Annotated in this window: 16 protein-coding genes; 13 read left to right on the top strand and 3 right to left on the bottom strand. The window is 68.4% G+C overall.

Annotated elements, in window-relative coordinates; genetic code table 11:
* Nucleotides 1–15: 15 nt before the first annotated feature.
* The 5 genes from rpoC (at nt 16) to DTO57_RS06010 (ending at nt 11008) form a co-directional block, all read left to right on the top strand.
* A complete protein-coding gene (gene rpoC, locus DTO57_RS06030) occupies nt 16–3891 on the top strand; it encodes a DNA-directed RNA polymerase subunit beta' (protein ID WP_114117340.1) in 3876 nt (1291 codons plus the stop codon).
* 104 nt (nt 3892–3995) lie between these two features.
* The gene (locus DTO57_RS14480) at nt 3996–5708 is read left to right on the top strand and encodes a hypothetical protein (protein WP_187346601.1); all 1713 of its coding nucleotides are present in this window, start codon (nt 3996–3998) and stop codon (nt 5706–5708) included.
* 96 nt (nt 5709–5804) lie between these two features.
* Nucleotides 5805–6872, top strand: a complete 1068-nt coding sequence (locus DTO57_RS06020) for a hypothetical protein (protein ID WP_114117339.1) — start codon at nt 5805–5807, stop codon at nt 6870–6872.
* Nucleotides 6873–7002: 130 nt separating this feature from the next.
* Nucleotides 7003–7470: a hypothetical protein gene (locus DTO57_RS06015; protein ID WP_114117338.1), complete on the top strand. Its 468-nt coding sequence runs from the start codon at nt 7003–7005 to the stop codon at nt 7468–7470.
* Nucleotides 7471–7510: 40 nt separating this feature from the next.
* Nucleotides 7511–11008 carry an ATP-binding cassette domain-containing protein gene (locus DTO57_RS06010; RefSeq protein WP_222843233.1) on the top strand — a complete coding sequence of 1166 codons (3498 nt, stop codon included), beginning with the start codon at nt 7511–7513 and terminating at the stop codon, nt 11006–11008.
* Nucleotides 11009–11014: 6 nt separating this feature from the next.
* Here DTO57_RS06010 and DTO57_RS06005 read toward each other — a convergent pair whose 3' ends face one another.
* Complete coding sequence (locus DTO57_RS06005) at nt 11015–11650, bottom strand: spermidine/putrescine ABC transporter substrate-binding protein (RefSeq protein WP_114117336.1); 636 nt, start codon at nt 11648–11650, stop codon at nt 11015–11017.
* Nucleotides 11651–11881: 231 nt separating this feature from the next.
* Between DTO57_RS06005 and rpsL the strand changes: the two genes are divergently transcribed.
* The 5 genes from rpsL (at nt 11882) to DTO57_RS05980 (ending at nt 17224) form a co-directional block, all read left to right on the top strand.
* The gene (rpsL, locus tag DTO57_RS06000; protein ID WP_114117335.1) at nt 11882–12250 is read left to right on the top strand and encodes a 30S ribosomal protein S12; all 369 of its coding nucleotides are present in this window, start codon (nt 11882–11884) and stop codon (nt 12248–12250) included.
* A gap of 5 nt (nt 12251–12255) precedes the next feature.
* Nucleotides 12256–12726 (top strand): 30S ribosomal protein S7, encoded by a 471-nt coding sequence (rpsG, locus tag DTO57_RS05995; protein ID WP_114117334.1) that lies wholly within the window; start codon nt 12256–12258, stop codon nt 12724–12726.
* A 96-nt stretch (nt 12727–12822) separates the two neighbouring features.
* Entirely contained in the window at nt 12823–14937 is a 2115-nt protein-coding gene (gene fusA, locus DTO57_RS05990; protein WP_114117333.1) for an elongation factor G, read from the top strand.
* Nucleotides 14938–15107: 170 nt separating this feature from the next.
* Nucleotides 15108–16301, top strand: coding sequence for an elongation factor Tu (gene tuf, locus DTO57_RS05985; RefSeq protein WP_114117332.1), 1194 nt, complete (start codon nt 15108–15110; stop codon nt 16299–16301).
* A 143-nt stretch (nt 16302–16444) separates the two neighbouring features.
* Nucleotides 16445–17224, top strand: a complete 780-nt coding sequence (locus DTO57_RS05980; protein ID WP_114117331.1) for a VanZ family protein — start codon at nt 16445–16447, stop codon at nt 17222–17224.
* A gap of 228 nt (nt 17225–17452) precedes the next feature.
* Here DTO57_RS05980 and DTO57_RS05975 read toward each other — a convergent pair whose 3' ends face one another.
* Complete coding sequence (locus DTO57_RS05975; protein ID WP_162785678.1) at nt 17453–19900, bottom strand: DUF4012 domain-containing protein; 2448 nt, start codon at nt 19898–19900, stop codon at nt 17453–17455.
* Nucleotides 19900–22104 (bottom strand): carbohydrate binding domain-containing protein, encoded by a 2205-nt coding sequence (locus DTO57_RS05970; RefSeq protein ID WP_162785677.1) that lies wholly within the window; start codon nt 22102–22104, stop codon nt 19900–19902. The genes DTO57_RS05975 and DTO57_RS05970 overlap by 1 nt, the downstream gene beginning before the upstream one ends.
* A gap of 70 nt (nt 22105–22174) precedes the next feature.
* Here DTO57_RS05970 and DTO57_RS05965 point away from each other — a divergent pair, with 70 nt between their 5' ends.
* The 3 genes from DTO57_RS05965 to DTO57_RS05955 all read left to right on the top strand — a co-directional run bounded on the left by DTO57_RS05965 (nt 22175) and on the right by DTO57_RS05955 (nt 26022).
* Entirely contained in the window at nt 22175–23131 is a 957-nt protein-coding gene (locus DTO57_RS05965; protein WP_114117328.1) for a glycosyltransferase family 2 protein, read from the top strand.
* Between the two features lie 280 nt (nt 23132–23411).
* Entirely contained in the window at nt 23412–24623 is a 1212-nt protein-coding gene (locus tag DTO57_RS05960; RefSeq protein ID WP_114117327.1) for a lipopolysaccharide biosynthesis protein, read from the top strand.
* A 328-nt stretch (nt 24624–24951) separates the two neighbouring features.
* A complete protein-coding gene (locus DTO57_RS05955; RefSeq protein ID WP_114117326.1) occupies nt 24952–26022 on the top strand; it encodes a glycosyltransferase family 2 protein in 1071 nt (356 codons plus the stop codon).
* Nucleotides 26023–26552: the final 530 nt, after the last annotated feature.

Here is a 26552-nt window from a genome sequence, read left to right as displayed (position 1 = left end):
ACACAGGAGAGTCAATTGCTCGACGCAACTACTTTCGATGAGCTTCGCATCGGTCTGGCCACCGCCGACGACATCCGTCGTTGGTCGTATGGTGAGGTCAAGAAGCCCGAGACCATCAACTACCGCACGCTCAAGCCCGAGAAGGACGGCCTCTTCGGCGAGCAGATCTTCGGCCCCAGCCGCGACTGGGAGTGCGCCTGCGGTAAGTACAAGCGTGTCCGCTTCAAGGGCATCATCTGCGAGCGCTGCGGTGTCGAGGTCACCAAGAGCTCGGTCCGTCGCGAGCGCATGGGTCACCTCGAGCTCGCCGCGCCCGTCACGCACATCTGGTACTTCAAGGGTGTTCCCTCGCGCCTCGGCTACCTGCTCGACATGGCGCCGAAGGACCTCGAGAAGGTCATCTACTTCGCTGCCTACATGGTGATCTCGGTTGACGCCGACGCGCGTCACCGCGACATGCCGACGCACGAGAACAACCTGCGCCTCGAGATCAAGGCGGTCGCCGACCGTCGTGACGCTCGCGTTGCTGCCCGCCTCCAGAAGCTGGAGGAGGAGCTCGCGGCTCTCGAGGCCGAGGGCGCCAAGGCCGACCAGAAGAAGAAGGTCAAGGACGCCGCCGAGAAGGAGATGGCACTCATCCGCAAGCGCGCGGACGAGCAGGTGGGCAAGCTCGAGCGCATGTGGGAGGAATTCCGCACGCTCGAGGTCGGTCAGCTGAAGCCGGAAGACGACGTCTTCCAGGAGCTCCAGGACCGCTTCGGCCAGTACTTCGACGCCCGCATGGGCGCCGAGGCGCTGCAGGTTCGCCTTGCCGAGTTCGACCTTGCCGCAGAGGCTGAGGCGCTTCGCCTGCAGATCTCCGAGGGCAAGGGCCAGCGCAAGATCCGCGCGATCAAGCGCCTGAAGGTCGTCAGCTCCTTCCTCGGCACGGGCATGAGCCCCGCCGCGATGGTGCTCGACGTCGTTCCGGTGATCCCGCCGGAGCTTCGCCCGATGGTTCAGCTCGACGGTGGCCGCTTCGCGACTTCCGACCTCAACGACCTGTACCGCCGCGTCATCAACCGAAACAACCGCCTGCGTCGCCTGCTCGACCTCGGTGCTCCCGAGATCATCGTGAACAACGAGAAGCGCATGCTGCAGGAGGCCGTCGACGCCCTGTTCGACAACGGCCGCCGCGGTCGCCCCGTCACGGGTACCGGCAACCGCGCCCTCAAGTCCCTCAGCGACATGCTGAAGGGTAAGCAGGGTCGCTTCCGCCAGAACCTGCTCGGTAAGCGCGTCGACTACTCGGGCCGTTCGGTCATCGTCGTCGGCCCGCAGCTGAAGCTGCACCAGTGTGGTCTGCCCAAGCAGATGGCCCTGGAGCTCTTCAAGCCGTTCGTCATCAAGCGCCTGATCGACCTCGGTCACTCGCAGAACATCAAGGCCGCGAAGCGCGCCGTTGAGCGTACGCGCCCCGAGGTTTGGGACGTGCTCGACGAGGTCATTCGCGAGCGCCCCGTGCTGCTCAACCGTGCACCTACGCTGCACCGCCTGGGTATCCAGGCCTTCGAGCCGCAGCTCGTTGAGGGTAAGGCCATCCAGCTGCACCCGCTCGTTTGCACCGCGTTCAACGCCGACTTCGACGGCGACCAGATGGCCGTGCACCTTCCCCTTTCGGTGGAGGCACAGGCCGAGGCTCGCACGCTCATGCTCGCGTCGAACAACATCCTGAAGCCGTCGGATGGCCGTCCGGTGACCCTGCCCTCGCAGGACATGATCATCGGTCTGCACCACATCACGACGGTGAAGGCTGGCGAGACCGGCGAGGGCCGCGTGTTCGGTTCGGTCGAGGAAGCCCAGATGGCGTTCGAGGAGGGCACGCTTCACCTGCAGGCGAAGGCGCGCATCTTCCAGCCGGGCCTCACGTTCCTTGAGGGCGAAGCCCCCGAGGGCTACGAGACCCACGGCCTCGTCGACGCCTCGCTCGGTCAGATGATCTTCAACGGTCAGCTGCCGAAGGGCTACCCGTTCGTTCGCGAGCAGGCAGACAAGGGCAAGCTGTCGCAGATCGTCAACAAGCTGGCCGAGGAGTACCCCAAGGTCATCACGGCTGAGACGCTCGACAACATCAAGGACGCCGGTTACTACTGGGCCACGCGCTCGGGTGTCACCGTGTCGATGACCGACATCGTCTCGCCGCCCCGCAAGGCCGAGATCATCGCGGAGTACGAGAAGAAGGCCGCGAAGATCACCGCCCAGTACGAGAAGGGCCTCACGACCGCGGCCGAGCGTCGTCAGGAGCTGACGACCCTCTGGACCGAGGCGACCGACGTCCTCCAGCAGGAGATGAAGGACGCCTTCCCGGCCGACAACACCATCTTCCGCATGGTGTCGTCAGGTGCCCGTGGTAACTGGCTGCAGATCCGTAACATCGCGGCGATCCGTGGTCTGGTGAACAACACCAAGGGTGAGATCATCCCTCGCCCGATCATCTCGTCGTTCCGCGACGGCCTCACCAGCGCCGAGTACTTCATCGCGACGCACGGTGCCCGTAAGGGTCTGGCTGACACGGCTCTGCGTACCGCCGACTCGGGTTACCTCACGCGTCGTCTGGTCGACGTCTCGCAGGATGTCATCATCCGCGAGGAAGACTGTGGCACGAACAAGGGCCTCGAGTACCCGATTGCGGCTCCCGACGCGAACGGTGTTCTCGTCAAGGACGCCAACGTCGAGAACTCGGTGTTCGCTCGTACCCTCGCGACCTCGGTCGTGGCGGAGGACGGCACCGTTCTCGCCGAGGCCGGCCAGGACATCGGCGACCCGCTGATCGACAAGCTCGTCGCGGCTGGCGTCACCTCGATCAAGGTGCGCTCGGTCATGACGTGTGACTCGGCCGTGGGTGTGTGTGCCCACTGCTACGGTCGCTCGCTTGCCACGGGTCAGCTCGTCGACATCGGTGAGGCCGTCGGTATCATCGCGGCCCAGTCGATCGGTGAGCCCGGTACCCAGCTGACGATGCGTACCTTCCACACCGGTGGATCCGCTTCGGCAGACGACATCACGCAGGGTCTTCCCCGCGTGCAGGAGCTCTTCGAGGCGCGTACCCCCAAGGGTGCGTCGCCGATCTCGGAGGCGACTGGTCGTGTGACGATCGAGGAGTCCGAGAAGGGCAAGAAGGTCATCGTTACGCCCGACAACGGCGACGAGCAGGTTGTCTACCCGGTGCTGAAGCGCGCGACGCTTCTCGTCGAGGACGGCCAGCACATCGAGGTCGGTCAGCCCCTCCAGGTCGGCACGCTCGACCCGAAGGAGATCATGCGCGTGCAGGGCGCCCGCGAGGTGCAGAAGTACCTCGTGGACGGCGTGCAGGGCGTGTACCGCTCGCAGGGTGTGCCGATCCACGACAAGCACATCGAGGTCATCGTGCGCCAGATGCTGCGCAAGGTCACGGTTGTTGACCACGGTGAGACCGACCTGCTGCCGGGTGAGATGACCGATGCCCGCAACTACCGCGACGTCAACCGCGCCGCTGTTGCTGAGGGCAAGCGTCCCGCGTCGGCCCGTCCGGAGCTCATGGGTATCACGAAGGCGTCGCTCGCGACCGAGTCGTGGCTCTCGGCGGCTTCGTTCCAGGAGACCACCCGCGTCCTCACCGAGGCGGCCCTCCAGGGCAAGCGCGACCCGCTGATCGGTCTCAAGGAGAACGTCATCATCGGTAAGCTCATCCCCGCCGGTACCGGCCTCGCGAAGTACCGCGACGTCGAGGTGGAGGCCACGGAAGAGGCGAAGAGCGAGCGGTACCCCAACCGCATCTTCGCGTCGGACGGCGCCTTCGCCGAGGGCGAGTACAGCTACGTCGACTTCGACGCGTTCACCACGGACGACTTCACCCCGGGTACTTATAACTGACCTGAAGTGAACTAAGACGGCCCCGAGGATCTCCGGATCCCCGGGGCCGTTTTCGTGTCTGACCTCGGTGGTATTCTCGTCGCAACAGCCGACATGGAGAGAGCATGAGCGACTCACAGCGCCCCGAAGATTCCGACTCGCACGGCGCGGCGTCCGTCCCGCCGCCGCCCGTCCCGCCGGCACCTCCGGTGCCTCCCGCGCCGCCCATTCCGCCGGCCCCGGCAGCGCCGACCGAGGTGATGCCGGCGTTCGCACCCGTGCAGCAACCCGTGCAGCAACCGGCCCCGCAGGCGGCACCCCCGCAGCCGGCTCCGCAGCCCGCCCGCGACAAGAAGACCACGCACGCGGATCCGAAACCGGCCGGCGCGCGCCGGCGCCGCGGGCGCGGGTGGCTGATCGGCGGCGGCGTCACGGTCGTGGCGCTCGCGGTTCTCGGCGTGGGCGGTTGGTTCGCCTATAACTGGCTACTCGACACCCGGTTCTCGCCCGCGACGGCGGCTGAGGCGTACTACGACAAGATCACGAGCGGCGACGTCGACGGCGCGCTCGCGCAGTGGGATCCGTCGGAGGCCGACGAGCCGGCCATCGCCGCGACGGGCGGCGCGTTCGAGCTCGCCCGCGCGGGCGGCGCCGAGATCGAGATGGACGCCCCCGACACCTACGGCCACCGTTCGAGCATCGAGGGCACGCTCACGGTCGACGGGCTCGAGTATCGCCAGAACATCTCGATGAGGTACTCCGAGCACGAGTGGCTGATCTTCCCGAAGTGGCAGGTCGACGAGATCGAGAGCTCGTACACGGCCGACGCGATCGCGACCGAGTACCTGCAGCACCTCGTCGACGGCGAGGCGACGGCGGCGCTCGCGATGCTGTCGAGCGAGCCCGAGGGATCCCTCGTGCTCATCAACGACGACGTCTACCAGGCCGCCGAGGCGCGGCCCGAGAGCTTCGAGATCACCGACTCCGACACCGAGGGCGACGCCGGCCGCGTGTGGACGAGCTACACGATGGGCGGCAAGCAGTACGAGGCCGACTTCGCCTTCACCTCCGAGGTCGAGGTCGAAGACGGCTACGGCGTGTGGGTGCTCGACAGCGCCCCGATCGAGCGCGTCGTGCTGTGGAACGTCGCGAACGTGGCGACCGTCAACGGCGTCGACGTCGACCTGTCGTCGGCGTCGTGCGAGTCGTGCGACGCGCGCTCGCTGATCGACGCCGCGACGACGTACGCGTCGGGCGCCCTCGCACTCCCGGGCACCTACGCCTTTGCGGCGCCCGAGTCGACGGGAGCCATCACCTATGGCGACGACCAGGTGCTCACGGTGGCGCCGGGCGAGACGAAGGCCGAGCCCTCGCGCTACGACGCCGATTGGGTGACCGAGTGGTACGGCTACGGCGACGACGCCACGGTGGCGGCGCTGCAGGGCGTCGTCTCGTTCGACGCGCGCCTGGGCGACGAGGCGCGGCAGCAGGCGGTCGACGCAGTGTGGAAGCAGATCGATCTCTGCATGGAGAGCGACCAGTTCGAGCCCGCGAACTGCCCCAACACGCTCGAGTACCGCGACCCCGGCTACTACGCGGTCAGCGACATCGTGCGGTCGTGGAGCGAGAAGCCCGACGTGCACTACGACGAGGCCTCGGGCAGCGTCGTCGTCTCGGGCGGCGTCATGAAGGTCGACTACACGTGGCGCTTCTACGAGGAAGACGATTGGGAGCCCGACTCCGACTCGGTGTACGCGCCGTTCGGATACAGCGACATCTACCTGAACGTGACGGCCGACGACGACGGCAAGGTTTCGGTCGATCTTGGCCAGCTGTAACCCGATTATCCGCGCGCGTGGCGCACGGATCCTCCCACGTACGACGGGTATTCTTCCGCACAGGGAGATCCCCGCGATCGTTGAGGAGTGTCTGCGATGAGTGACACACAGGGTTCAAGCAATAACGGCGAACGAGACGCCGAAGAGCTGAACAGTGCCCCCGATGCGGGCGCATCCAGCGTCGAGAACGAGGCCCCGCAGGCAGACGTCCCGCCGGCCCCGTCCGAGGAGGTTCCCGCGGAACCCGTGATCGACGAGGGCGCGCCGCTCGATAACGCGCCGTCGGCGTTCCTTTCCGACGACCCCGCCAACGAGAACGAGGTCGACTACGAGGCGCTGGCCGCCGAGCTCGACCGCCTCGAGGCCGAGACCGCCGCCGCGGCGCCCGTGTCGCCGGCGCAGCCCGAGCCCGAGCCGGCCCCGGCGGAGGAGCCGGCCGCGAAGCCGGATCCGTGGTTCGAGCCCGCGAAGACCGAGGTCTTCGCGGCGTCGGCCGCCGCGGCCGCGCCGATCGCGGAGGCGGCCCCGGCGCCCGCGCCCGCTCCCGTGCCGCCGACTGCCGTCGAGGAGACGGTGGCACCGGCCCCGATCTTCGTGCAGGCGCCCGAGCTTCCCCGCAAGCGCGGCAACCGCGGCGCGACGGGCCTCATCGGCCTCGTGGCGGCGCTCGTCTTCGCCGCGCTCTACGGCGCCGCGCTGTACGGCTGGCAGGTCTTCGTGAGCCTCGTGCCCGCGATGAACATCGCGCCCGCGCTCGACCCGATGGACTTCGTCAACGACGTGTTGCTGAGCGGCCCCTACTGGGTCACCGTCGTCGCGTTCTGGCTGGCGTTCTGGCTGCTCGGCGTGTTCGTGAACCGCGCGCGCTGGTGGTCGTGGGTCGTGCTCGGCCTCTTCGTCGCGCTGCTGACGTACGCGGGCTTCCTGGGCGGCGTGCTCTTCGAGGCGCCCTTCTGGCAGATCACGGGCTCGCAGGCCGTCGAGGTGCTGCGCGGCACCGCCTTCGCCGCGCCGGGCCTCATCGCCTTCATCCTCGCCCGCGAGGTCACCATCTGGTTCGGCGGCTGGGCCTCGCGCCGCGGCGCGAAGATCACGCTGCAGAACAAGGAGGCGCGCGACGAGTACGAGCGCGTCATGGCCGAGGGCCCCGCGGCCTCCGCATAAACCATCCCGCGCAGAAAGCCGCCCGTCCTTCCGACGGGCGGCTTTCTGCGCGGTTGAAACAGCACGAGAGCACGCCGTCCCGTCCCTCCGACGGGACGGCGTGCTCGCGGGCTCACGGCACAATGGAACCGTGACCGCGCCCGAGAAACTTCCGACGCCGATGCTCGTCAGCTTCGCGAGCATCGGGTACCTGGCGCTGTTGGTGGCGGTGCTCGGCATCGCGAGCGCGATCGTCGACGACGACATCATCTCGACGCCTGGGGTGAGCCTCATCGCGGCTTACGCGGCGGCGGGCGTCGCGATCGCAGCCTTCGCGCTGTTGCTCGCGGGCCCCGTCTCGCGGGCGAAGCCCGGCTACTGGTCGGCGGTGTCGACGGCGATCGGATCCGCGGGGGTCTACGTGATCGCGCTCGCGATCGCGGTGTTCGTGTCGAGCGCCGATCTGTCGCTCGTCGGATCCGTGCTGCGCGAGGTGCTCGTCGGCTGGGTCGTTCCGGTGGTTCTCGGATCCGCGTTCGTCGCCGCGTGGGCGGGGATCGCCCTGCGCCGCACGAACGCGAGCCAGCCGCGCTGGCCGTGGGAGGACGAGGACGAGTAACGGCATTCGTTTGTCGGGGGTCGCCACTATTGTGGAGTCAGTGACATTGCAGACACAGACGGCGCAGGCGCGCAGCATCTCCTGGCGGCGAATCTCGGGGCCAATCAGCGTGCTCGCGATCGTGGCCCTCGCGGTGGCGACGACCGGCCAGGCCGTCGCGACGATCGTCTCGGGGCGTCTCGCCGAGCGCCCGACGTGGGGCGGCGTGGTGCTGCTCGGCGCCCTGATCGTGGGCGCGGCGCTGATCCAGGTGCTCGCGCAGGTCGGGTGGGCGCAGGTCATCGACCGCGCCGCGGGGAAGCTCCGCCGCGACCTCCTGGCCGCCGCCTTCGGGCAGCCGCTCAGCGTGCTGGGCGAGCAGGCGGTCGGCGAGATCCTCGACCGCATCGACGACGACACGAACGCGATCAGCAACCTCATGCGCCAGCAGTGGTGGGGCGTCATGGCGACGCTGCTCGGCGCCGTGCCGCTGTGGATCGTCGCGGGCGCGATGTGGTGGCCGGCGTGGATCGCGATGCCGCTGCTCGTCGCCGTTAACCTACTCTTCGTGCGGCCGCTCTTCGCGGTGATCGCGGCGCGCAAGGTCGTCAACGAGCAGACGTGGACGGATCACGCGGCCGCGTTCGAGGAGGTCGTCGCCGCCCGCGACGACCTGCGCACGAGCGGTGGCCAGGCCTTCGCGCTGCGCCGCATCGCCGACCGCGCGAGCGCGATCAACCGCACCTTCCGCCACATGGCCTCGAAGGAGGCCGAGCTGATCTTCCGCTCGCAGGGCGTGCTGCAGGCGCTCTTCGCGGGCCTGCTCGTCGCGGGCGTCGCGATGGTGACCTCGGGCGGGCTCGCGCTGCCGCAGCTCATCACGCTCGTGCTCGCGACGACGATGCTGATTGGCCGCGTCGGCGAGCTCGTCAACCAGCTGCCCCAGGTGCAGGAGGGGCTCGGCGCGATTACCCGCGTGAAGCAGATGATGGCCGTGGAACCTGAGCCCGACGGCGGGGCAGACCTCCCGGACGGCGCGGGCCTCGAGATCCGCGACCTCTCGTTCGGGTACGGCGAGGGATCCTTCGCGCTGCGCGACATCTCGATCGTCGTCCCCGACGGCGAGACGCTCGCGCTCGTCGGCCGCACCGGATCCGGCAAGTCGACGCTCGCGTCGCTCATCCCGCGCGCGGTCGAGCCGCATCCCGGCACGGTGCTGCTCGGCGGCGAGTGCGTGACGACGCTCGACCTGCAGAAGCTGCGCGGCGCGATCGGCGTCGTCACGCAGCGCACCGAGCTGCTCGCGGGCACGCTCGCCGAGAACATCGCGCTGTTCGCGCCCATCCCGCGCGCCGACATCGAGGCAGCGATCGACGAGCTCGGCCTCGCCGACTGGGTCTCGCGCCTGCCCGACGGCCTCGACACGCGCCTCGGACCCGGTGGCGCCGTGCTCTCGGCGGGCGAGGAGCAGCTCGTCGCGTTCTGCCGCCTGCTCGTCCGAGACGTCTCGGTCGTCGTTCTCGACGAGGCGACCGCGCGCATGGATCCGCTCACCGAGCGCCGCGTCGTGCGCGCCTCGGAGCGCCTGCTCGCGGGCCGCACGGGCGTCCTGATTGCGCACCGCCTCACGACCATCGAGCGCGCCGACCGCGTCGTCGTGCTCGACCACGGCCGCGTGATTCAGCAGGGCCGCTACGAGGATCTCGCGGGCGAGCCCGGCCCGTTCCAGAGCCTGCTCGCCGCCTCGAGGGAGCACCACGGCATCGTCGACGGCGACGAGGATCCGCCCGCGGGGCCCGTCACCGACGCGACCGGCCCGATCGCGATCGGCGGCGCGCGCCGGAAGACGGCGAAGCCCGAGGTGTTCGAACCGGGCGACGGTCCCGGCCTCGCCCGCTCGGTGCTGAGCGCGTTCGCGCACCGCCCCGGCTGGGGCCTGCTCGGCGTCGGCATGTTCCTCGTCATGTCGGCGCTGTCGCCGCAGGGCATCGTCACGAGCTGGCTCTGGGGCCGCACGGTCGACGGCCTCGCCGTCGGCGCGGGCGTCTGGGGCCTCGTGGCCGTCACCGCGGCGATCGCGGTTCTCGTCATGCCCGCCGTGTTCGGCTACGCCGTCAATATCTACCCGCGCTGGTGGGTCTCGTGCCTCACCCGGCATCGCACGCGCGTGCTCGCGGGGCAGCTCGGTGAGCCGCGCCTGCAGGCGACCCCGCCGGGCGAGGTCGTCGCGCGCGCGATGGACGGCGACCGGATCCAGGACTACGCCGACCGCTGGGGCGACCTCGTCTCGGCGACGATCGTCGTGATCCTCTCGGTGCTGCTCTCGGGCGAGTGGCTCGTCGGCGTGCTGCTTGCGAGCGTGCTCGTGCTGTCGGCCGCGGCCAGCTGGGCGGGTCGCCCCGCCGCCGGCCGTTCGGCCAAGCGCGCCGCCGACGCCCGCGTCGAGTTCGGCCGCACCCTCGTGTCGGCGCTCGATGCCGCCCGCACCGTCAAGCTCGCGGCGCGCGTGGATCCGGTGCGCCAGCACCTCAACGACGTCGACGTGCGCCGCGTCGAGGCGCAGATCCGCGAGCACCGCGTGCAGGCCGTGCTCGACGGCGTGCCCGGCATCGTGATCGCCTGCGGCGTGACCTTCTCGTGGGCGATGCACTTCCTCGGCGTGTGGGATCTCGCGACGACGATCCTCGCCTCGGGCAGCATCCTCGGCTTCACCTGGTACGGCCTCTGTGCCGCCGCCGTCGTCACGAAGGCGCCGGGCGTGCGCGCGTGGCAGGTCGCGACGCAGCACCTCGCGGGCGGATCCGGCATCTTCGCGGCCGTCCCCGGCGTCGACGAGGTCTCGGGAACGGCGCCCGCACCGCTGCCCGAGCCCCATGATCCCCTCGTCGCCCTCGAGCTGCGCGGCCTCACCGCCGTGCACGCCGACGGCACGATCGGCGTCGAGGGCGTCGACCTTGCCGTCGAGAAGGGCGAGCTCGTGCTGCTCACCGGCGGCATCGGATCCGGAAAATCGAGCCTGCTCGCGAGCCTCGCCGGCCTCGTCCCGCACACGGGCGAGCTACGCTGGAACGGCGCGCCCGTCGCGGAGGGCACCTTCCTGCGCCCCCGCCAGGTCGCCTACGTTGCCCAGGTGCCGCGCGTGCTGTCGGGAACCTTCGACGAGAACATCCGCCTCGACCGCGATCGCCAGATCGACGACGCGATTCGCATCGCCCGCATGGAGGACGACATCGAGGGCGCCGGCGGCGTCCACGCGGCCGTCGGCCACCGCGGCGTTCGGCTCTCGGGCGGCCAGGTGCAGCGGCTCGCGACGGCGAGGGCGCTCGCGACCGACTCGGAGATTCTGCTCGCCGACGACGTCTCGAGCGCGCTCGACGCCGCGACCGAGATTGAGCTGTGGCAGGCGCTGCGCGACAAGGGCATGACCGTCATCGGCTCGACCTCGAAGCGCGCGGCCCTCGCCCGCGCCGACCGCGTCGTGGTGCTGGAGGGCGGCCGCGTCGCCGCGAGCGGCCCGTGGCGCGAGCTCGCGGGCGCGTGGTCGCACCTGGCGGGGTGAGGTTTTCTAGGCGAAAGGGTCGTCCAGCGAGCGCGAGAGCTCGCTGAGCAGCTGGTCGATCTGCGGATCCACGAACTCGCGCACCGCCGCCTGCACGCGCAGGCGGTGCCCGTGCAGTAGAACGCAGATCTCCTGGCCGATCTCGTTCGCGTAGTCGTCGGAGAGGGCGATCTCGCGCCGCAGGGCGTTCTTCTCCGCCTCCGTCAGGGGCGGCGGCGGGGGAGTGGCGCGCTCGGCCTCCTCCGCGAGCCCCGCGATCGTAAACAGGAAGGGCGCGCCGGGTTCCGGATCCGGATCGAGCGGCAGCCCCTCGAACTCCGGATCCAGCCCCTCGGCCGGCCGGTATCCGCGGCCGCGATTGCGGGCCGCCTGCATGTCGAGCTCGGACTGCAGGAGCGGGAGGTTATCGGCCGTGTACTGCGCGACGCGCTGCTCGATGATCGTCATGAGGCGCACCGACAGGCCGTGCTGCACGCCGTGCGGCGCGGTATCGCCGATGCCGACCGAGGCGAGCAGGGGGGATCCGAAGCAGCGTCGGCAGGGCGAGCGGCGGCCGCGGTGGGTCGCCGGCTGCCAGCGCGGAAGCCAGGTCAGCCAGGCATCGACGGCCTGGGTGACTCGGGTATCCAGCGAGCGCTCCATGCACACAGGATAGTGACAGGCGGGCACTTTGCGGCGCGCGTGTCGCACACGTATGATTGATCAGTCTGCGTGTATTCGTTTTCGCGTGCGCGCGGACATAGGGATGGGGGCTGCCATCAGTCCCGCCCCCACGGCATATCCATCGCACTCTTTCGGGCCCGCCCGATCGGATGGATCGACGTGAAACATCACGCCTTGCTGTCACCGTGCAGCAAAAATTCAAGGAGAAACGTGCCAACTATTCAGCAGTTGGTTCGCAAGGGCCGCCAGTCGAAGAAGAAGACTTCGAACTCGCCGGCGCTGAAGGCGAACCCGCAGCAGGCAGGTGTGTGCACCCGCGTGTACACCACCACCCCCAAGAAGCCGAACTCGGCGATGCGTAAGGTCGCTCGTGTGAAGCTCCGCAACGGTACCGAGGTCACGGCCTACATCCCCGGTGAGGGCCACAACCTCCAGGAGCACTCGCTTGTGCTCGTCCGCGGCGGTCGCGTGAAGGACCTCCCTGGTGTGCGTTACCGCATCGTTCGCGGTGCCCTCGACACCCAGGCCGTCAAGAACCGTAAGCAGGCGCGTAGCCTCTACGGCGCGAAGAAGGGTTGAGTTAGATGCCTCGTAAGGGTCCCGCACCTAAGCGTCCCGTCGTCAACGACCCGGTCTACGGCGCTCCCATCGTGACGCAGCTCGTCAACAAGATCCTTGTTGACGGCAAGAAGTCGCTCGCCGAGAACATCGTGTACGGCGCCCTCGCTGGCGTTGACGCGAAGGCCGAGGCCGACGCCGTTACCACCCTCAAGAAGGCGCTCGACAACGTGCGCCCCACGCTTGAGGTCCGCAGCCGCCGTGTTGGTGGATCGACGTACCAGGTTCCGGTCGAGGTCAAGCCTCACCGTGCCAACACGCTCGCTCTCCGCTGGCTCGTGAGCTACGCCAAGGGTCGTCGTGAGAAGACGATGACCGAGCGTCTGATGAACGAGATCCTCGACGCTTCGAACGGCCTTGGTGCCGCGGTGAAGCGCCGTGAGGACACTCACAAGATGGCCGAGTCGAACCGGGCATTCGCGCACTACCGCTGGTAAGCAACAGCGCCATAACGTCGGCCCCGGAACGCTCTCCGGGGCGTTTCGGGGCCGACGTTCCTGTTTCATCCCTTTTCTTACGTAAGGAACCTTGAAGTGGCACAAGAAGTGCTCACCGACCTCACGAAGGTCCGCAACATCGGCATCATGGCGCACATTGACGCCGGTAAGACCACGACGACCGAGCGCATCCTGTTCTACACGGGCGTCAACCACAAGATCGGCGAAACGCACGATGGTGGCGCGACGACCGACTGGATGGAGCAGGAGCAGGAACGTGGCATCACGATCACGTCCGCCGCTGTGACCAGCTTCTGGAACGGCACCCAGATCAACATCATCGACACCCCCGGCCACGTCGACTTCACGGTCGAGGTCGAGCGCTCGCTTCGCGTGCTCGATGGCGCCGTTGCCGTCTTCGACGGCAAGGAGGGTGTTGAGCCCCAGTCCGAGACCGTGTGGCGTCAGGCTGACAAGTACAACGTCCCCCGCATCTGCTTCGTCAACAAGATGGACAAGCTGGGCGCTGACTTCTACTACACGATCGATACGATCGTGAACCGCCTCAAGGCGAAGCCCATCGTCATGCAGCTCCCCATCGGCTCGGAGAACGACTTCGTTGGTGTCGTCGACCTCCTCACCATGAAGGCCTTCGTGTGGCCGGGTGACGCCAAGGGTGACGTGACCATGGGTGCCTCGTACGAGACCCAGGAGATCCCCGCCGACCTCCAGGCCAAGGCCGAGGAGTACCGCGAGAAGCTTGTCGAGACCGCCGCTGAGGCCGACGACGAGCTCCTCGAGAAGTTCTTCGGTGGCGAAGAGCTCTCGATCGACGAGATCAAGTCGGGTATCCGTAAGCTCACCGTCAACGGTGACGCCTTCCCGGTGTTCTGTGGCTCGGCCTTCAAGAACCGCGGCGTGCAGCCCATGCTCGACGCCGTCGTTGACTTCCTCCCCGCCCCCACGGACGTGCCCGCCATCGAGGCGCACGACCCCAAGGACGAGACGAAGATCATCGAGCGTCACGCAACCGCCGACGAGCCCTTCACGGCTCTCGCGTTCAAGGTTGTCACGCACCCCTTCTTCGGTCGTCTGACCTACATCCGCGTCTACTCGGGTCACCTCGACTCGGGTGCGGCCATCGTCAACTCGACGAAGGGCAAGAAGGAGCGCATCGGAAAGATCTTCCAGATGCACGCCAACAAGGAGCAGCCGGTTGACTCGGTCACCGCTGGTCACATCTACGCCGTTATCGGCCTCAAGGACACCACCACCGGTGACACGCTCTGCGACTCGGCCAACCAGGTTGTCCTCGAGTCGATGACGTTCCCGGAGCCCGTCATCGAGGTCGCGATCGAGCCGAAGACGAAGGCCGACCAGGAGAAGCTGGGTCTCGCGATCCAGAAGCTCGCTGAAGAGGACCCGACCTTCCGCGTCGAGAACAACCCCGAGACCGGTCAGACGACCATCAAGGGCATGGGTGAGCTCCACCTCGACATCCTTGTCGACCGCATGAAGCGCGAGTTCAAGGTTGAGGCGAACATCGGTAAGCCCCAGGTGGCCTACCGCGAGACCATCCGCCGTGCCGTTGAGCGTCACGACTACACCCACAAGAAGCAGACGGGTGGATCGGGTCAGTTCGCGAAGATCCAGTTCGCGATCGAGCCGCTTGAGGTCGAGGGCGACAAGGTCTACGAGTTCGAGAACGCCGTCACCGGTGGTCGCGTTCCGCGCGAGTACATCCCGTCGGTTGACGCTGGTTTCCAGGACGCGATGAACGTCGGTATCCTCGCCGGTTACCCGATGGTCGGTGTCAAGGCGACCCTGACCGATGGTGCGGCGCACGACGTCGACTCGTCGGAAATGGCGTTCAAGATCGCCGGTTCGATGGGCTTCAAGGAGGCCATCCAGAAGGCTGGCCCCGTGCTGCTCGAGCCGATGATGAGCGTCGAGGTTCGTACGCCCGAGGAGTACATGGGCGACGTTATCGGCGACCTGAACTCGCGTCGTGGCCAGGTTCAGTCGATGGAAGACGCCCAGGGTGTCAAGGTCGTCCGTGCCCTCGTTCCGCTGTCGAGCATGTTCGGTTACATTGGTGACCTGCGCTCGAAGACCTCGGGCCGTGCCGTCTTCTCGATGGAGTTCAACAGCTACGCTGAGGTTCCCAAGGCTGTCGCTGACGAGATCATCCAGAAGGGCAAGGGCGAGTAATAGCTCCCCAGCCCTGATGGCTCTCGGATGGGGCCGGGCACCGTTCCGGCCCCATCCACCACGCACAACTTCACACAGATTTGTCTCCAGTAGACTGAAACAAACCCCGGAGAGAACCGGACGCAATCCAGCGCCCCGTTTCGCTCCAAGACTGTCCTGAGGAGGACCAAGTGGCTAAGGCCAAGTTCGACCGCACCAAGCCGCACGTCAACATCGGCACCATCGGTCACGTTGACCACGGTAAGACGACCCTCACCGCTGCCATCTCGAAGGTGCTTGCTGACAAGTACCCCTCGGATGTCAACGTCGTCCGTGACTTCAACACGATTGACTCGGCTCCCGAGGAGCGCGACCGCGGTATCACGATCAACGTTTCGCACGTTGAGTACGAGACCCCCGCGCGTCACTACGCTCACGTTGACGCCCCGGGTCACGCCGACTACGTCAAGAACATGATCACCGGTGCTGCCCAGATGGACGGCGCGATCCTCGTGGTCGCCGCGACCGACGGTCCCATGGCTCAGACCCGCGAGCACGTCCTGCTCGCCAAGCAGGTCGGCGTTCCCTACCTGCTCGTTGCGCTCAACAAGTGCGACATGGTTGACGACGAGGAAATCCTTGAGCTCGTTGAGCTCGAGGTGCGCGAGCTCCTCTCGTCGCAGGGCTTCGACGGCGACAACGCTCCCGTCGTCCAGGTCTCGGGTTACCAGGCGCTCCAGGGCGACGAGAAGTGGACCCAGCGCATCGTCGACCTCATGGAGGCCGTCGACAACTCGATCCCGACCCCCGAGCGTGACCGCGACAAGCCGTTCCTCATGCCCATTGAGGACGTCTTCACGATCACCGGTCGTGGCACCGTCGTGACGGGCCGCGCCGAGCGCGGTACCCTCGCGATCAACTCCGAGGTCGAGATCGTCGGCATCCGCGACACCCAGAAGACCACGGTCACGGGTATCGAGATGTTCCACAAGCAGCTCGACGAGGCGTGGGCCGGCGAGAACTGTGGTCTGCTCCTCCGCGGTCTCAAGCGCGAAGACGTTGAGCGCGGCCAGGTTGTCGTGAAGCCCGGTTCGGTTACGCCGCACACCAACTTCACCGGCACCGCCTACATCCTCTCGAAGGACGAGGGTGGCCGCCACAACCCGTTCTACACGAACTACCGCCCGCAGTTCTACTTCCGTACCACGGACGTGACCGGCGTCATCTCGCTGCCCGAGGGCACCGAGATGGTTATGCCCGGTGACACCACGGACATGACGGTGGAGCTCATCCAGCCCATCGCTATGGAAGAGGGCCTCGGCTTCGCTATCCGTGAGGGTGGCCGCACGGTCGGCGCCGGCACGGTGACGGGCATCATCAAGTAAGACCTTCGGTCTCGCTGACTAAGCGGGGTGGATCCTTCGGGATCCGCCCCGCTTTTTCGTTCTTGCTGGAAACGGCTGGCGGATCCCCTCCGGATCCGCCGGTGGTCTCGCGCGCTCACAACTTCCGCGTTTACGCTCGGACTATGACGTATGTCGATGACCGCAAGCCCGCCCGCAGCCGCCTCCGGGTCGGCATCGCGACCGTGCTGTTCGTGATCTACCTGGCGTTCGTGATGTGGGTGACGATGTCGCCCTCACTCGACGGAATCGGCGTCGACTCGGTCGCCGACCGCGTGCTGACGGTGCTGCACCGCATCGGCGTGCCCGACGCCTTCGGATACATGCAGCTCGAGTTCACGGCCAACATCGGCATGTTCATCCCGCTCGGATTCCTGCTGGGCCTCGCGCTGCCAGGCTGGGGCTGGTGGCTTGCGCTGCTGATCCTGCCCGCATACTCGTACGGCATCGAGTGGTTCCAGGGCGAGTTCCTCGGCGACCGCGTGAGCGACATGCGCGACATCATCTCGAACTCGATCGGCGCGTGGATCGGAACCCTCGCCGCGGCGTTCCTCCGCGCCCTCGTGCACTCGCGCGACGAGAAGGTCATCGCCCGGGCGATCTGGGACGACCACCGCGAGGTGCGCGTCGCCCGCCCGCCCCAGGCCCCGTCGGCGCCGGTGCCGTCGCGGTACATCCCGGGTGCGCCTGCGGCATCCTACTCGGCCGCTTCTAACCCGGCCGCGGCGCCTGCTCCGGCCGCCGCCGCGCCCACGACCCGGGTGCCGACCTACCCGGCGGATCCGCCGACGATGGTCCAGCCGACCCGCCCCTACGACCCGAACGCGACGGAAATCCTGGACAACCTCGGCTGGGGCGGCAACGACACGAGCCCCACGGCCCCGACCCAGATCATCCCGAGGTAACTCCTCACTTTCCCCCTAACCCTGCAATTCTCCGCGGGGTCATCTGCGATTCGCAGATGACCCCGCGGAGAATTGCAGTCTGGGCGGGAAAGTGAGGAAAAGCGGGCGTCGCGCCGCCGATCGCGGGGCGCAATTCCTCACTTTCCCCACCCGGAGCGTGGCGCCCACCCTCCTCCAACGCACGCAAAAGCGGGGCGGATCCTCGATCCGCCCCGCTTTCTTGCGCGCCTACTCCGTCGCGCCGCAGGGGGTGACGGTGCCCGTGCTGGCGTTGACCATCGGGGTCGACCAGACGGCGGCGGGGCCGAAGTCACCCTTGCCCGAGAAGGTCGTGTGGATGGTGGCCATCTCGGTCGGGCCGAGGTAGGCCCAGACGAAGGCGACGGGGCGTCCGAGGTCGTCGATGTCCTGGTTCTTGATCTCGACCTCGCGGCCCTCGATCTCGACGCTGTCGAGGGTCGTGCCGGGAGGGCCGTAGACGTAGACGGCCGTGCGCGTGAGGCCCCAGAACGCGTCGTTCTGCGGGCGCACGTAGTCGGGCAGCCCGTCGAAGCTGTCGATGTCCATGTGCAGGGTGGTGTCGACCGCGAAGGTCGAGGATCCGTCGGTGCACGTCTGCGTGACGTCGATGTTCGACTTCATGTAGTACGAGATCTTCGACGTCGACTCGTCGCGGAAGTACACGCCGACGACGCTCTCTTCCTCGTTCGACGTGGGCAGGATGCCCGAGACGCGCTCATGTTCGATGTACGACTGGGTGTCGTCGTCGAAGCTGTGGAACAGGAGCGAGCCCTGGTCGATGCCGCGGCCGAGCGACGAAACCATCGTGAGCATGTCGAAGTCGCCCGTGGCGATCTTGTCGAACACCTTGGTCGCGACGCCCGCGAAGAACGCGTCGGCCATCTCCTGCGACTCGTAGTCGCCCCACCGCGAGTACACGTCGCTCAGCAGCAGCTGCACGGCGTTGGCGCTCGTGAGGGTGTCGCCCGTCTCCTCGATCGTGATCGGGCCGGTCGCGTCGAGGATGTAGCTGAGCGCGATCGGGTCGATGCCCACGACTCCGTCGATCTGCTGGTCGCCGATGTCGCGGTTCCAGAACGCGCGGTCGAGGGCCGCCATCGTCGGGAAGTCGGGGCGGCTCGGCGTCGTGTTGACGTGGTCGACGAGGTAGTTCGTGTACAGGTCGAGAGCGCTTTGCGGCACGTCGACGTCGACGGCTCCGCCGTCTTCCTTGAAGTCACCGGATCCGGCCTGCGCCGCGATGCTGATCGCGCCCTCGTTGACGTTGAGCAGCGTCTGCGACGCCGCGGATCCGGCCAGGCCCACCGACTCGGCGTTGTTCATGAAGACGAGCAGGTAATTCTTCTCGCCGTCGGCGCCCAGAAGCCCGGGCGCGACACCGATGGCGGGGCCCGCCTGTTGCATGACCTTGTCGACCATGTCGACGCCGGATCGCACCGGACCGATCAGCGACGACGAGTCGGCCACGGCGTGAATCTTGTCGGCCAGCGACGTGATGCGCGGCTGCACCTCGTCGAGGATCGGCAGGATGCGCTGCAGGATCGGCGTCTCGCTCTCCTCGCGCATCGCCTCGAGCGCGGGCACGGCGAGGTCGTTCGCCGCGACGTCGAGCGACTCGGCGGCCAGGCGCACGCCCTTGAGGTTCGCGCCCGCCCAGGGCACGAACTCCGCGACGCGCCAGATCGGATCCCACCGTACGCTCGCGGCGGATCCGGCGTAATCGCCCAGCACCGGCAGGGCCGCGTCGAGGCTGTCGGGCTCCTGCTGCACGTGCGCGACGACGCGCTGCGCCGCCTGCAGGTCGTTCTTCACCATGAGCGCGCGCACCCCGAGCCACGCCACGCACGCGATGAGCACGAGCAGCACGATGATGATGATGTTGCGCGTGCGGCGCTTCTTGCGCGGCTTTTCGGCCATGTCGTCGCCTCCCGGCGGGTTTCCGGATCCGTCACCCGCGCCGCCGGCGCCGGCAGCCGGATTCGCGGCGGGCGCGGCCACAGCAGGCGCGGCCGTTCCGTAGGCGGGGGTCGCGGCGGTCGCGAACGGATCCTTCGGCGCGGCCGCCGGGGCCGCCTGCGCGGCCGGCATGTCGACGAACGGCATCGCCTCCGTGCGCGTGTGGTCGGGCGAGGCGACGGGCATCGCGACGGTCGCGGCGTCGCCGACCGTCGGCATGACGGCGGTCGCGTCGGACGCGGATCCGCCGTGCTGGATCGTCAGCGCCTCGGTCGGCAGATCCCACGAGTTCACGGGACGCGTGCCCGGCGCGGGCTGCGCCGCGGGCGGACGCGAGACGGGAGGACGCGAAACCGGCGGCTGCGCGGATCCGGCGGCGGATCCCGCGGCGCCAGCAGACCCGGCGCCCGCGCCGTAACCCGCGCCAGCGGATCCCGACCCGGCGCCCGCGCCGTAACCCGCGCCAGCGGATCCCGACCCGGCGCCCGCGCCGGCAGACCCGGCCCCGGCGGCACCCGCCGCGCCCGCGCCGTACCCCGGATCCTCGGATCCCGGCTCGATCGGCGCGCCGCTGTCCGCGCCGCCCGGGGCCGCGGCCTCCGCCGCGTCGGCGGCGGACTCGGCCTGGTCGAGTCGGGCGCGCAGTTCGCGCAGCTCGCGGCGCGACAGCCCCGCGAGTGGGTCGTGCTCGTTTGTCACTAGTCGTCCTCGGGCTTGGTCGATGCGGTCGCGGCAGGCGTGGGCGTGCCGGACTCGGAGGGCGAGGGCGACGGCGTGGGCTCGTCGGAGTCGGCGGTCGCCTGCTCGATCAGGAGCGGGGAGCTGCCGACGGTGACCTTCACGGATCCGTCGGTCGGCTCGAGCGTCGAAACCTCACCTGTCAGAGAGGTTACCGTGACGGGGCCGGAGGCCTCGATCGTGGCCTCGCGGTCGCCGTCGAACGACCAGACGGCGGTGACGGTGCTGTCGTCGGATCCGAACACGGCCGTGCGCACGCCGTCGCCCGCATCCGTGCGGCCTGCGGCCTCGCGACCGTCGAGTGTGTTGATCAGCAGCGCCTGAGCGAACGCGGCGGGCTTCGGCGGCTGGGCGGCGACGCCGTCGCGCTTGCGCTCGTACATGCCGAAGTTGCCCTCGTGGTTGTTGCCGTCGGTGCTGTCGTCGATGAGGTCGTACCAGAAGTACTTCTCGGCGCCGTAGCCGAAGGCGGTGAGCTCGGCGCGCCACAGGCGTTCGGCCTGCACGTCGCGCGAGACCTGCTGGCCGAGCTCGGCGCCGGTGGTCCATCCGAACTCGGTGATCCAGATCGGAAGCACCTTGCCGGCGAGGGTCTCCATGTCGCCGTCGGCCTCAGTCATGACGTTGCTGAGGCTCTCGGGGGTGTCGTAGATCCACTTGTTGTACGGGTGGAAGCTCATCGCGTCGGCCGAGTCGGCAGCGCCCGTCGGCCACAGGCCGCGGAACCAGTCGCCGTCGTAGTTCGCCGTGGATCCGGCGACGATTGGAAGGTCCGGGTCGACCGCGGCGACGTGGTCGGCCGTTGACTTCACGAGCGGCTGGTAGCACGCGGGGGCCGAGCCGCAGGATCCGGTCTGGAAGCGGTCGTGGTTGAACTCGTTGAAGACCTCGAGGCCCGCGACGTCGAAGTTCTGCGCGATCGCGGCGGCGTAGGCGCCGAACGCCTCGACGGCCGCGGGCGACGCCGGGGTGTTGCCGCCGTCGTAGAGCGGGTTGCCGTAATTGACGATGCCGAGCAGCTGCACGCCGTGCGAGCTGAACTTGCCGAACTCGTCGGTGTAGTGCGACGAGAACGAATACTGGCCCGGCGTCGTCTCATTCTGATCCCACAGCACGTCGTTGCGGGCGAGGCCGAAGCCTGTCGCCGAGACGGCGTCTGCGGCGTCGACGTACCAGTCCTGGTCGACGTGGGTGGCGACGCCGAAGCGGTCGTCGGTCGCGATCGTCGCGCCCGCGTAGTCGATGACGCCGAAGGGCGTCGAGACCGAGCGGCCCGCCGAGTCGGTCACGCTAAAGGTGTAGTAGCCCTGCGTGACGTCGTCGAGCGCGATGCGGGCGAAGCCGTCTTCGACCTTCTCGGTTCCCGAGGCGACCTCGGATCCGTCACGCGCCGACACCGACCAGCTTGCGTCGCCGTCGGGGAGGGAAACGCCCATCGCGGCGCCGGTCTCGCGCAGCAGAAGCGTGTTGTTACGGACGCCCCAGTCGCTCGAAACCTGCTCAAAGGATCCGTTGGGGACCACGTTTTCGCCGCCGGACGCGGCGAGCGAGATGTCGTCGATGCCGAGGGCGTCGACGGGCCCGGTGACCCGGATCGCGAGCGTCGCCGTGTCGGAGTCTGCCCTGAAGGATCCCTCGATCTCGGACCAGTCGCCGTTGATCTCGCCGAACGGGACGGTCTCGTCGCCGATCACGAGCTCAGCGTTCGCCTCGGCGAGATCGATCGTGCCCTGGCGCACCTGCGCCGTGAGGGTGTATTCGGTGCCGGCCTCGACGGGCACCTCGACCGTGAGGGCGTTGGTAGCCTCTGAGACCTTCGGGGCGTTGATGAACGCCGACATGCGGCCGTCTGCCGCCTCGCCGATCTGCGGCATGATGTCTGCGACCGCGCGGGAATCTGCGCCCTGCCAGCCGTCGAGCATCGCCTTCACGGGCGTCGAGGTCGGGACCTCGGCGGGCTCCGGCGTGGGCGTCGGAGTCGGCGTCGGAGTAGGTGTGGGGGTCAGTGTCGGGGTGGGCGTCGGTGTCGGTGTCTGAGACGACGCGATGGGTTCCGGATCGCCGTTCGAGAGCGCGGCGTATGTGATGCCGCCTCCGACGAGCACGAGAGCTGCCGCGCAGGATCCTGCGATGATCGCGGTGCGACCACGTTTCGTAGGTGCCAAGGTCGTGATTCCCCTCCGATGGTGAACAGGTCTCATCATCACACGGAGCACTGACAACTAGACTGAGGCCATGCCTGCGACCGCCACGATTGACGCCATTGTTCCGGTCTACGGCGGGTGGGAGCACGTCGAACCGTGCATCCGCGCGCTGCTCGAGCAGACGCTTCCGGTCAACATCATCGTCGTCGACGATTGCGGGCCCGACGACACCGCCGACCGCGTCGCCGACGCGTTTCCGGCGGTGACGCTGATCCGCAACTCCTCTAATAAGGGCTTCGCCGCGACGTGCAACCGGGGCATCGCCTCCGGATCCGCCGACGTCGTCGTGCTCGTCAACAGCGACGTCATCGCCGAGCCCGACCTCATGGCCTCGATCGCGGACGCGCTTGACGAGGCAGGCCCCGCCGTCGCGAGCGTGTGCCCGCTGCTGATGGGCACCGACGGATCCATCGACTCGCAGGGCATCACCGCCGACGCCACCTGCGCCGGCTTCGTGCGCTACCACGGTGCGCCGCTCGCGCGGCAGAACCCCGCGGATCCGCCCGTGCTCGGCCCGTACGGCGCCGTCGCCGCGTACCGCCGCAGCGCGCTCGACGAGGTCGGCGTGCTCGACGAGGGCATCTTCATGTATGGCGAGGAGCTCGACCTCGCGCTGCGGCTGCGCGCCGGGGGATACGGCACCGTCACGCTCGACCGTCCCGGCGGCGTGCACATCGGCGGGGCGTCGGCCGGCGAGGGAACGCCGCGGCAGATCCGCCTCGCGGGCTTCGGCCGCGGCTACCTGCTGCGCGCGTGGGGCGTGCTGCGCACCCGCCGCGCCATCCCGGCCCTCGCGATCGAGGCGCTCGTGTGCGTGCGGCGGCTGGTGCTGCAGAGGGATCCGTCGGCGCTCGTCGGGCGGATCCAGGGCTGGAAGGCCGCCGCGGGGGTGGAACGGCCCCAGATCCCGGTCCAGGGGATTGACCGCTCGATCGGTTTCCGCCAGGCCATCCGCATGCGCGGCGCCGACTACTGGCGCGCCCGATGAGCGTGAGATGCGGCGTTGCGGCCGCCCGTCTCCTCCCCGCCGCGCTGCGCGCCGATGGCGCCCGCGCCCGTGAGATCTCCTCTTTTTCGCGGGGTCGTATCGAGGCGGGTGCGCTCTCGCGAAGCGGCGGATCTTCCGGCTCGTTCCGCGCCCGTGAGATCTCACCCTTTTCGCGAGGTCGTATCGAGCTGGGCGCGCTCTCGCGAAGTGGATGCGATCTCGCGGATCCGGGCACGCGCCGCGCAGCGCGCGACGGTCGCGCGGCGGGGGGAGCACTCTGATGCCCCTCGCCCGTCGCCTGCTGAGCTTCTCGACGATCCCGGCGATCAGCGCGCTCATCCCGTTCCTGGTGCTGCCGATCCTGCCGCGCGCGGCGGGTAACGAGGCGTGGGTCGCGATCGCGGTCGGCCAGTCGGTCGGGGGATTCCTCGCCCTCGTCGTCGCTCTCGGGCTGAACGTGCAGGGTCCGACCCTCGTCGCGCTCGCTCCCGCGGAGGCACGCGCGGATCTCTTCGCGCGGGGAACCCGGGCGCGGATCCTGGTGCTCTTTCCCGCGCTCGTCATCGGCGCGGTCGCGTCGTGGGTGCTGGCACCCGCCGGATCCGGACTCGATGCCGCCCTCATGGCCGTTGCGATCACGCTCGGCGGCCTCACCTCGAGCTGGTATCTCATCGGGCTGGGCACCCCGCTGCCCCTCATCGGCTTCGAGCTGCTGCCCCGCGCGATCGCGACGGGGCTCGGCGGCGTGGCGATCATGATCGGTGGATCCGGGCTCGTGTGGACCTATCCGACCCTGCTCATCGTCGCGATCGTGGGCGGCGTGCTCGGCTACGCCCGCCGCGTGGTTCCGCTGCGCGAACTGATGACGGGGTGGCGATCCGCGATCCGCTTCGCACGCACACAGCTTTCCGCAGCCGGGACCGAGGCCGTCAGCGGGGCCTACACCGCGCTCGCCGTATCGATCGTGACGCTCGGAGCCTCGACCGCGCAGGCAGGGCTGTACGTCAACGGCGACAAGCTCTGGCGCATGGGGCAGACCGTCATCGGAGCACAGGGCAACGCGCTGCAGGGCTGGGTCGTCGAGAACGATCGCGCGCACTTCGGCGATCGCGCGCGCCGGGCGCTGCTGCTGCACGCAATCCTCGGAATCACCGGCCTCTGCGCCTTCGCCGGCCTCGGACCGTGGCTCACGTCATTCCTGTTCGTGAACGGGATCGATCGCCTCACCGCGCTCTGCTTCGGCATCGCCACGTTCTGCCTGTCGATGTCTACCGCCACCGGACGCCACGTGCTGATCGCATGGGGCAAGCCCAGGCTCGTCTTCGCGAGCGTCGTGGTCGGGGCGCTCGTGGGGGTCCCGACGTCGCTCGGGCTCGCGTCGGCGCTGGGCGCGGTCGGCGGATCCATCGGACTCGCCGCCGCTGAGGCGAGCGTGCTCTTGGCGCAGATCGTCATGATCCTGATGTCGCGCCGGGCCGCGCGCACAGCATAGGGCTCCGCGAGATCTCACCCTTTTCGTGAGATCGTGCCGAACTCGATGCGATCTCGCGAAATGAGTGCGATCTCACGGGAAGAGGGACGCCGAGATGCCATTGAGAGGGACGCCGAGACGCCGCTGACCGGGGCACCGGATCCGCCGTCGGCGGCCCGCGAGGTCTCACCTTTTCCGTGAGTGAGTATCCAACTTGGTGCGACCTCGCGAAAACGGTGCGACCTCGCGGGGCGCGGCCCCTGGGCCGCAGCGCAGCCCGGACGCGCCGAGGGATTGGATCGCGCACTCTCACCCGCATAGTGTCGTCAGAGACGGAAGGATCCCGCACATGATGCGTACGCTCGTCGTCGTTCTGAACTGGAATGGCCTCGCCGACACCCTCGAATGCCTCGACGCGCTCGCGAGCCAGACCCACGACCACTTCGACGTGCTCGTGATCGACAACGGATCCGTCGGCGACGACGTCGCTCGCCTCCGCGAACGGCTCGAGATTCTGAACATCGCGCGAGATTCTGACGATTCTGCGGAAAAGGGCGGATCCTCGAGCGATCGTCAGAATCCCACGACCTTCGTGCTTCACCTCGAGCCCGAGAACCTGGGGTTCGCGGGCGGGGTGAACGTGGGGATCCGCTGGGCCTTCGCGGGCGACTACGAGGCCGTCGCGCTGCTGAACAACGACGCGGTGCCCGACGCCGGCTGGCTCGCGAACCTCGATTCCGCGCTCACCCGCACCGGGGCCTCGATCGCGGCGAGCCTCATGCTGCAGGAGGGCGAGGTCGTCGACACCGCCGGCGACGGAATGTCGACGTGGGGCATGCCGTTCCCGCGCCACCGGGGGATCCCCGCGCACGATGCCCCCGGATCCGAGCCCGTGTTCTCCGCCTCCGGGGGCGCCTCGCTGTTCCGCACGCAGCTGTTCCGCGACATCGGGATGTTCGACGAGACCTTCTTCGCCTACTTCGAAGACATCGACATCGGGTTCCGCGCGCGCCTGCGCAGCCACGCCATCGTCTACGAACCGTCGGCGATCGTGCACCACAAGATCGGTGCGACGAGCGGCAAGATCCCCGGATTCACCGTGCGGCAGACCTTCCAGAACCTGCCCGTGCTGCTCACGAAGAACGTGCCGAAGGGGCTGCGCCACATCATCGTGCCGCGATTCGTCGTGCTGTTCGCGATGATGCTCGCGAAGGCGACGGTCACCGGATCCGCGAAGCCCGCCTGGAGCGGCCTCGCGCGCGGGATCCGCACCGCGCTCACGCACGGGCGCCGCGAGCGGCGGCGGATCCAGGGATCCCGCACCGCGGCCGTCGGCGATATCGACGCGATGCTCACCCACGACCTCCCGCCGGGCCAGGCGGGCATGCGCCGCCTCCGCAAACTCATCCGCCGCCACTAGCGCCCCACCCCCGCGAGATCGCACTCTTTTCGCGAGGTCTCACTCTTCTTGTCGAAGCCGCATGGATCTCGGAGAAATCACGAGTCTCGGATCCCCGGGGCGCACTCTTCCGATTCTCGTGATTCCTCCGACTTTGGTGCGCCATCGGATCCCGGATCCGGCTCGTGGCGCGAGGGGATCGTCTCCGTGCCGCGCACGAACGTCGGAGAAATCACGAGTCTCGGATCCTTGGGGCAAATCTCTCCGATTGTCGTGATTCTTCCGAGCCTCGTGCAGCGCAGATCCGGGACCCGCGCTGTTGATCCCGGATCAATACCGCGCAGCTCCCGGCGCCTCCAGGCCGGCTCGCGCCGCGCACGGACCTCGGAGAAATCACAAGTCTCGGCCCCCTGGGGCGAATCCCTCCGATTCTCGTGATGTCTCCGACTTTGGTGCGGACTCGGCCGCGGTCTCGCCACCTGATCCCGCGAGGTCTCACTCTTCTTCCGAGATCGCCCTGATTTCAGTGAGATCTCGCGAGAACAGTGCGA

Origin of the sequence: Microbacterium sorbitolivorans (assembly GCF_003327285.1) — a bacterium.
GTDB lineage: Bacteria > Actinomycetota > Actinomycetes > Actinomycetales > Microbacteriaceae > Microbacterium > Microbacterium sorbitolivorans.
Note: the sequence above shows the minus strand (reverse complement) of the source record. Positions and strands in the feature narration are given on the sequence as shown.

Coding starts and splice junctions, on each gene's coding strand:
- DTO57_RS14480 (WP_187346601.1), top strand. CDS start 3,996: ATGAGCGACTCACAGCGCCCCGAAGATTCCGACTCGCACGGCGCGGCG.
- DTO57_RS06020 (WP_114117339.1), top strand. CDS start 5,805: ATGAGTGACACACAGGGTTCAAGCAATAACGGCGAACGAGACGCCGAA.
- DTO57_RS06005 (WP_114117336.1), bottom strand. CDS start 11,650: ATGGAGCGCTCGCTGGATACCCGAGTCACCCAGGCCGTCGATGCCTGG.
- rpsG (WP_114117334.1), top strand. CDS start 12,256: ATGCCTCGTAAGGGTCCCGCACCTAAGCGTCCCGTCGTCAACGACCCG.
- DTO57_RS05980 (WP_114117331.1), top strand. CDS start 16,445: ATGACGTATGTCGATGACCGCAAGCCCGCCCGCAGCCGCCTCCGGGTC.
- DTO57_RS05965 (WP_114117328.1), top strand. CDS start 22,175: ATGCCTGCGACCGCCACGATTGACGCCATTGTTCCGGTCTACGGCGGG.
- DTO57_RS05960 (WP_114117327.1), top strand. CDS start 23,412: ATGCCCCTCGCCCGTCGCCTGCTGAGCTTCTCGACGATCCCGGCGATC.
- DTO57_RS05955 (WP_114117326.1), top strand. CDS start 24,952: ATGATGCGTACGCTCGTCGTCGTTCTGAACTGGAATGGCCTCGCCGAC.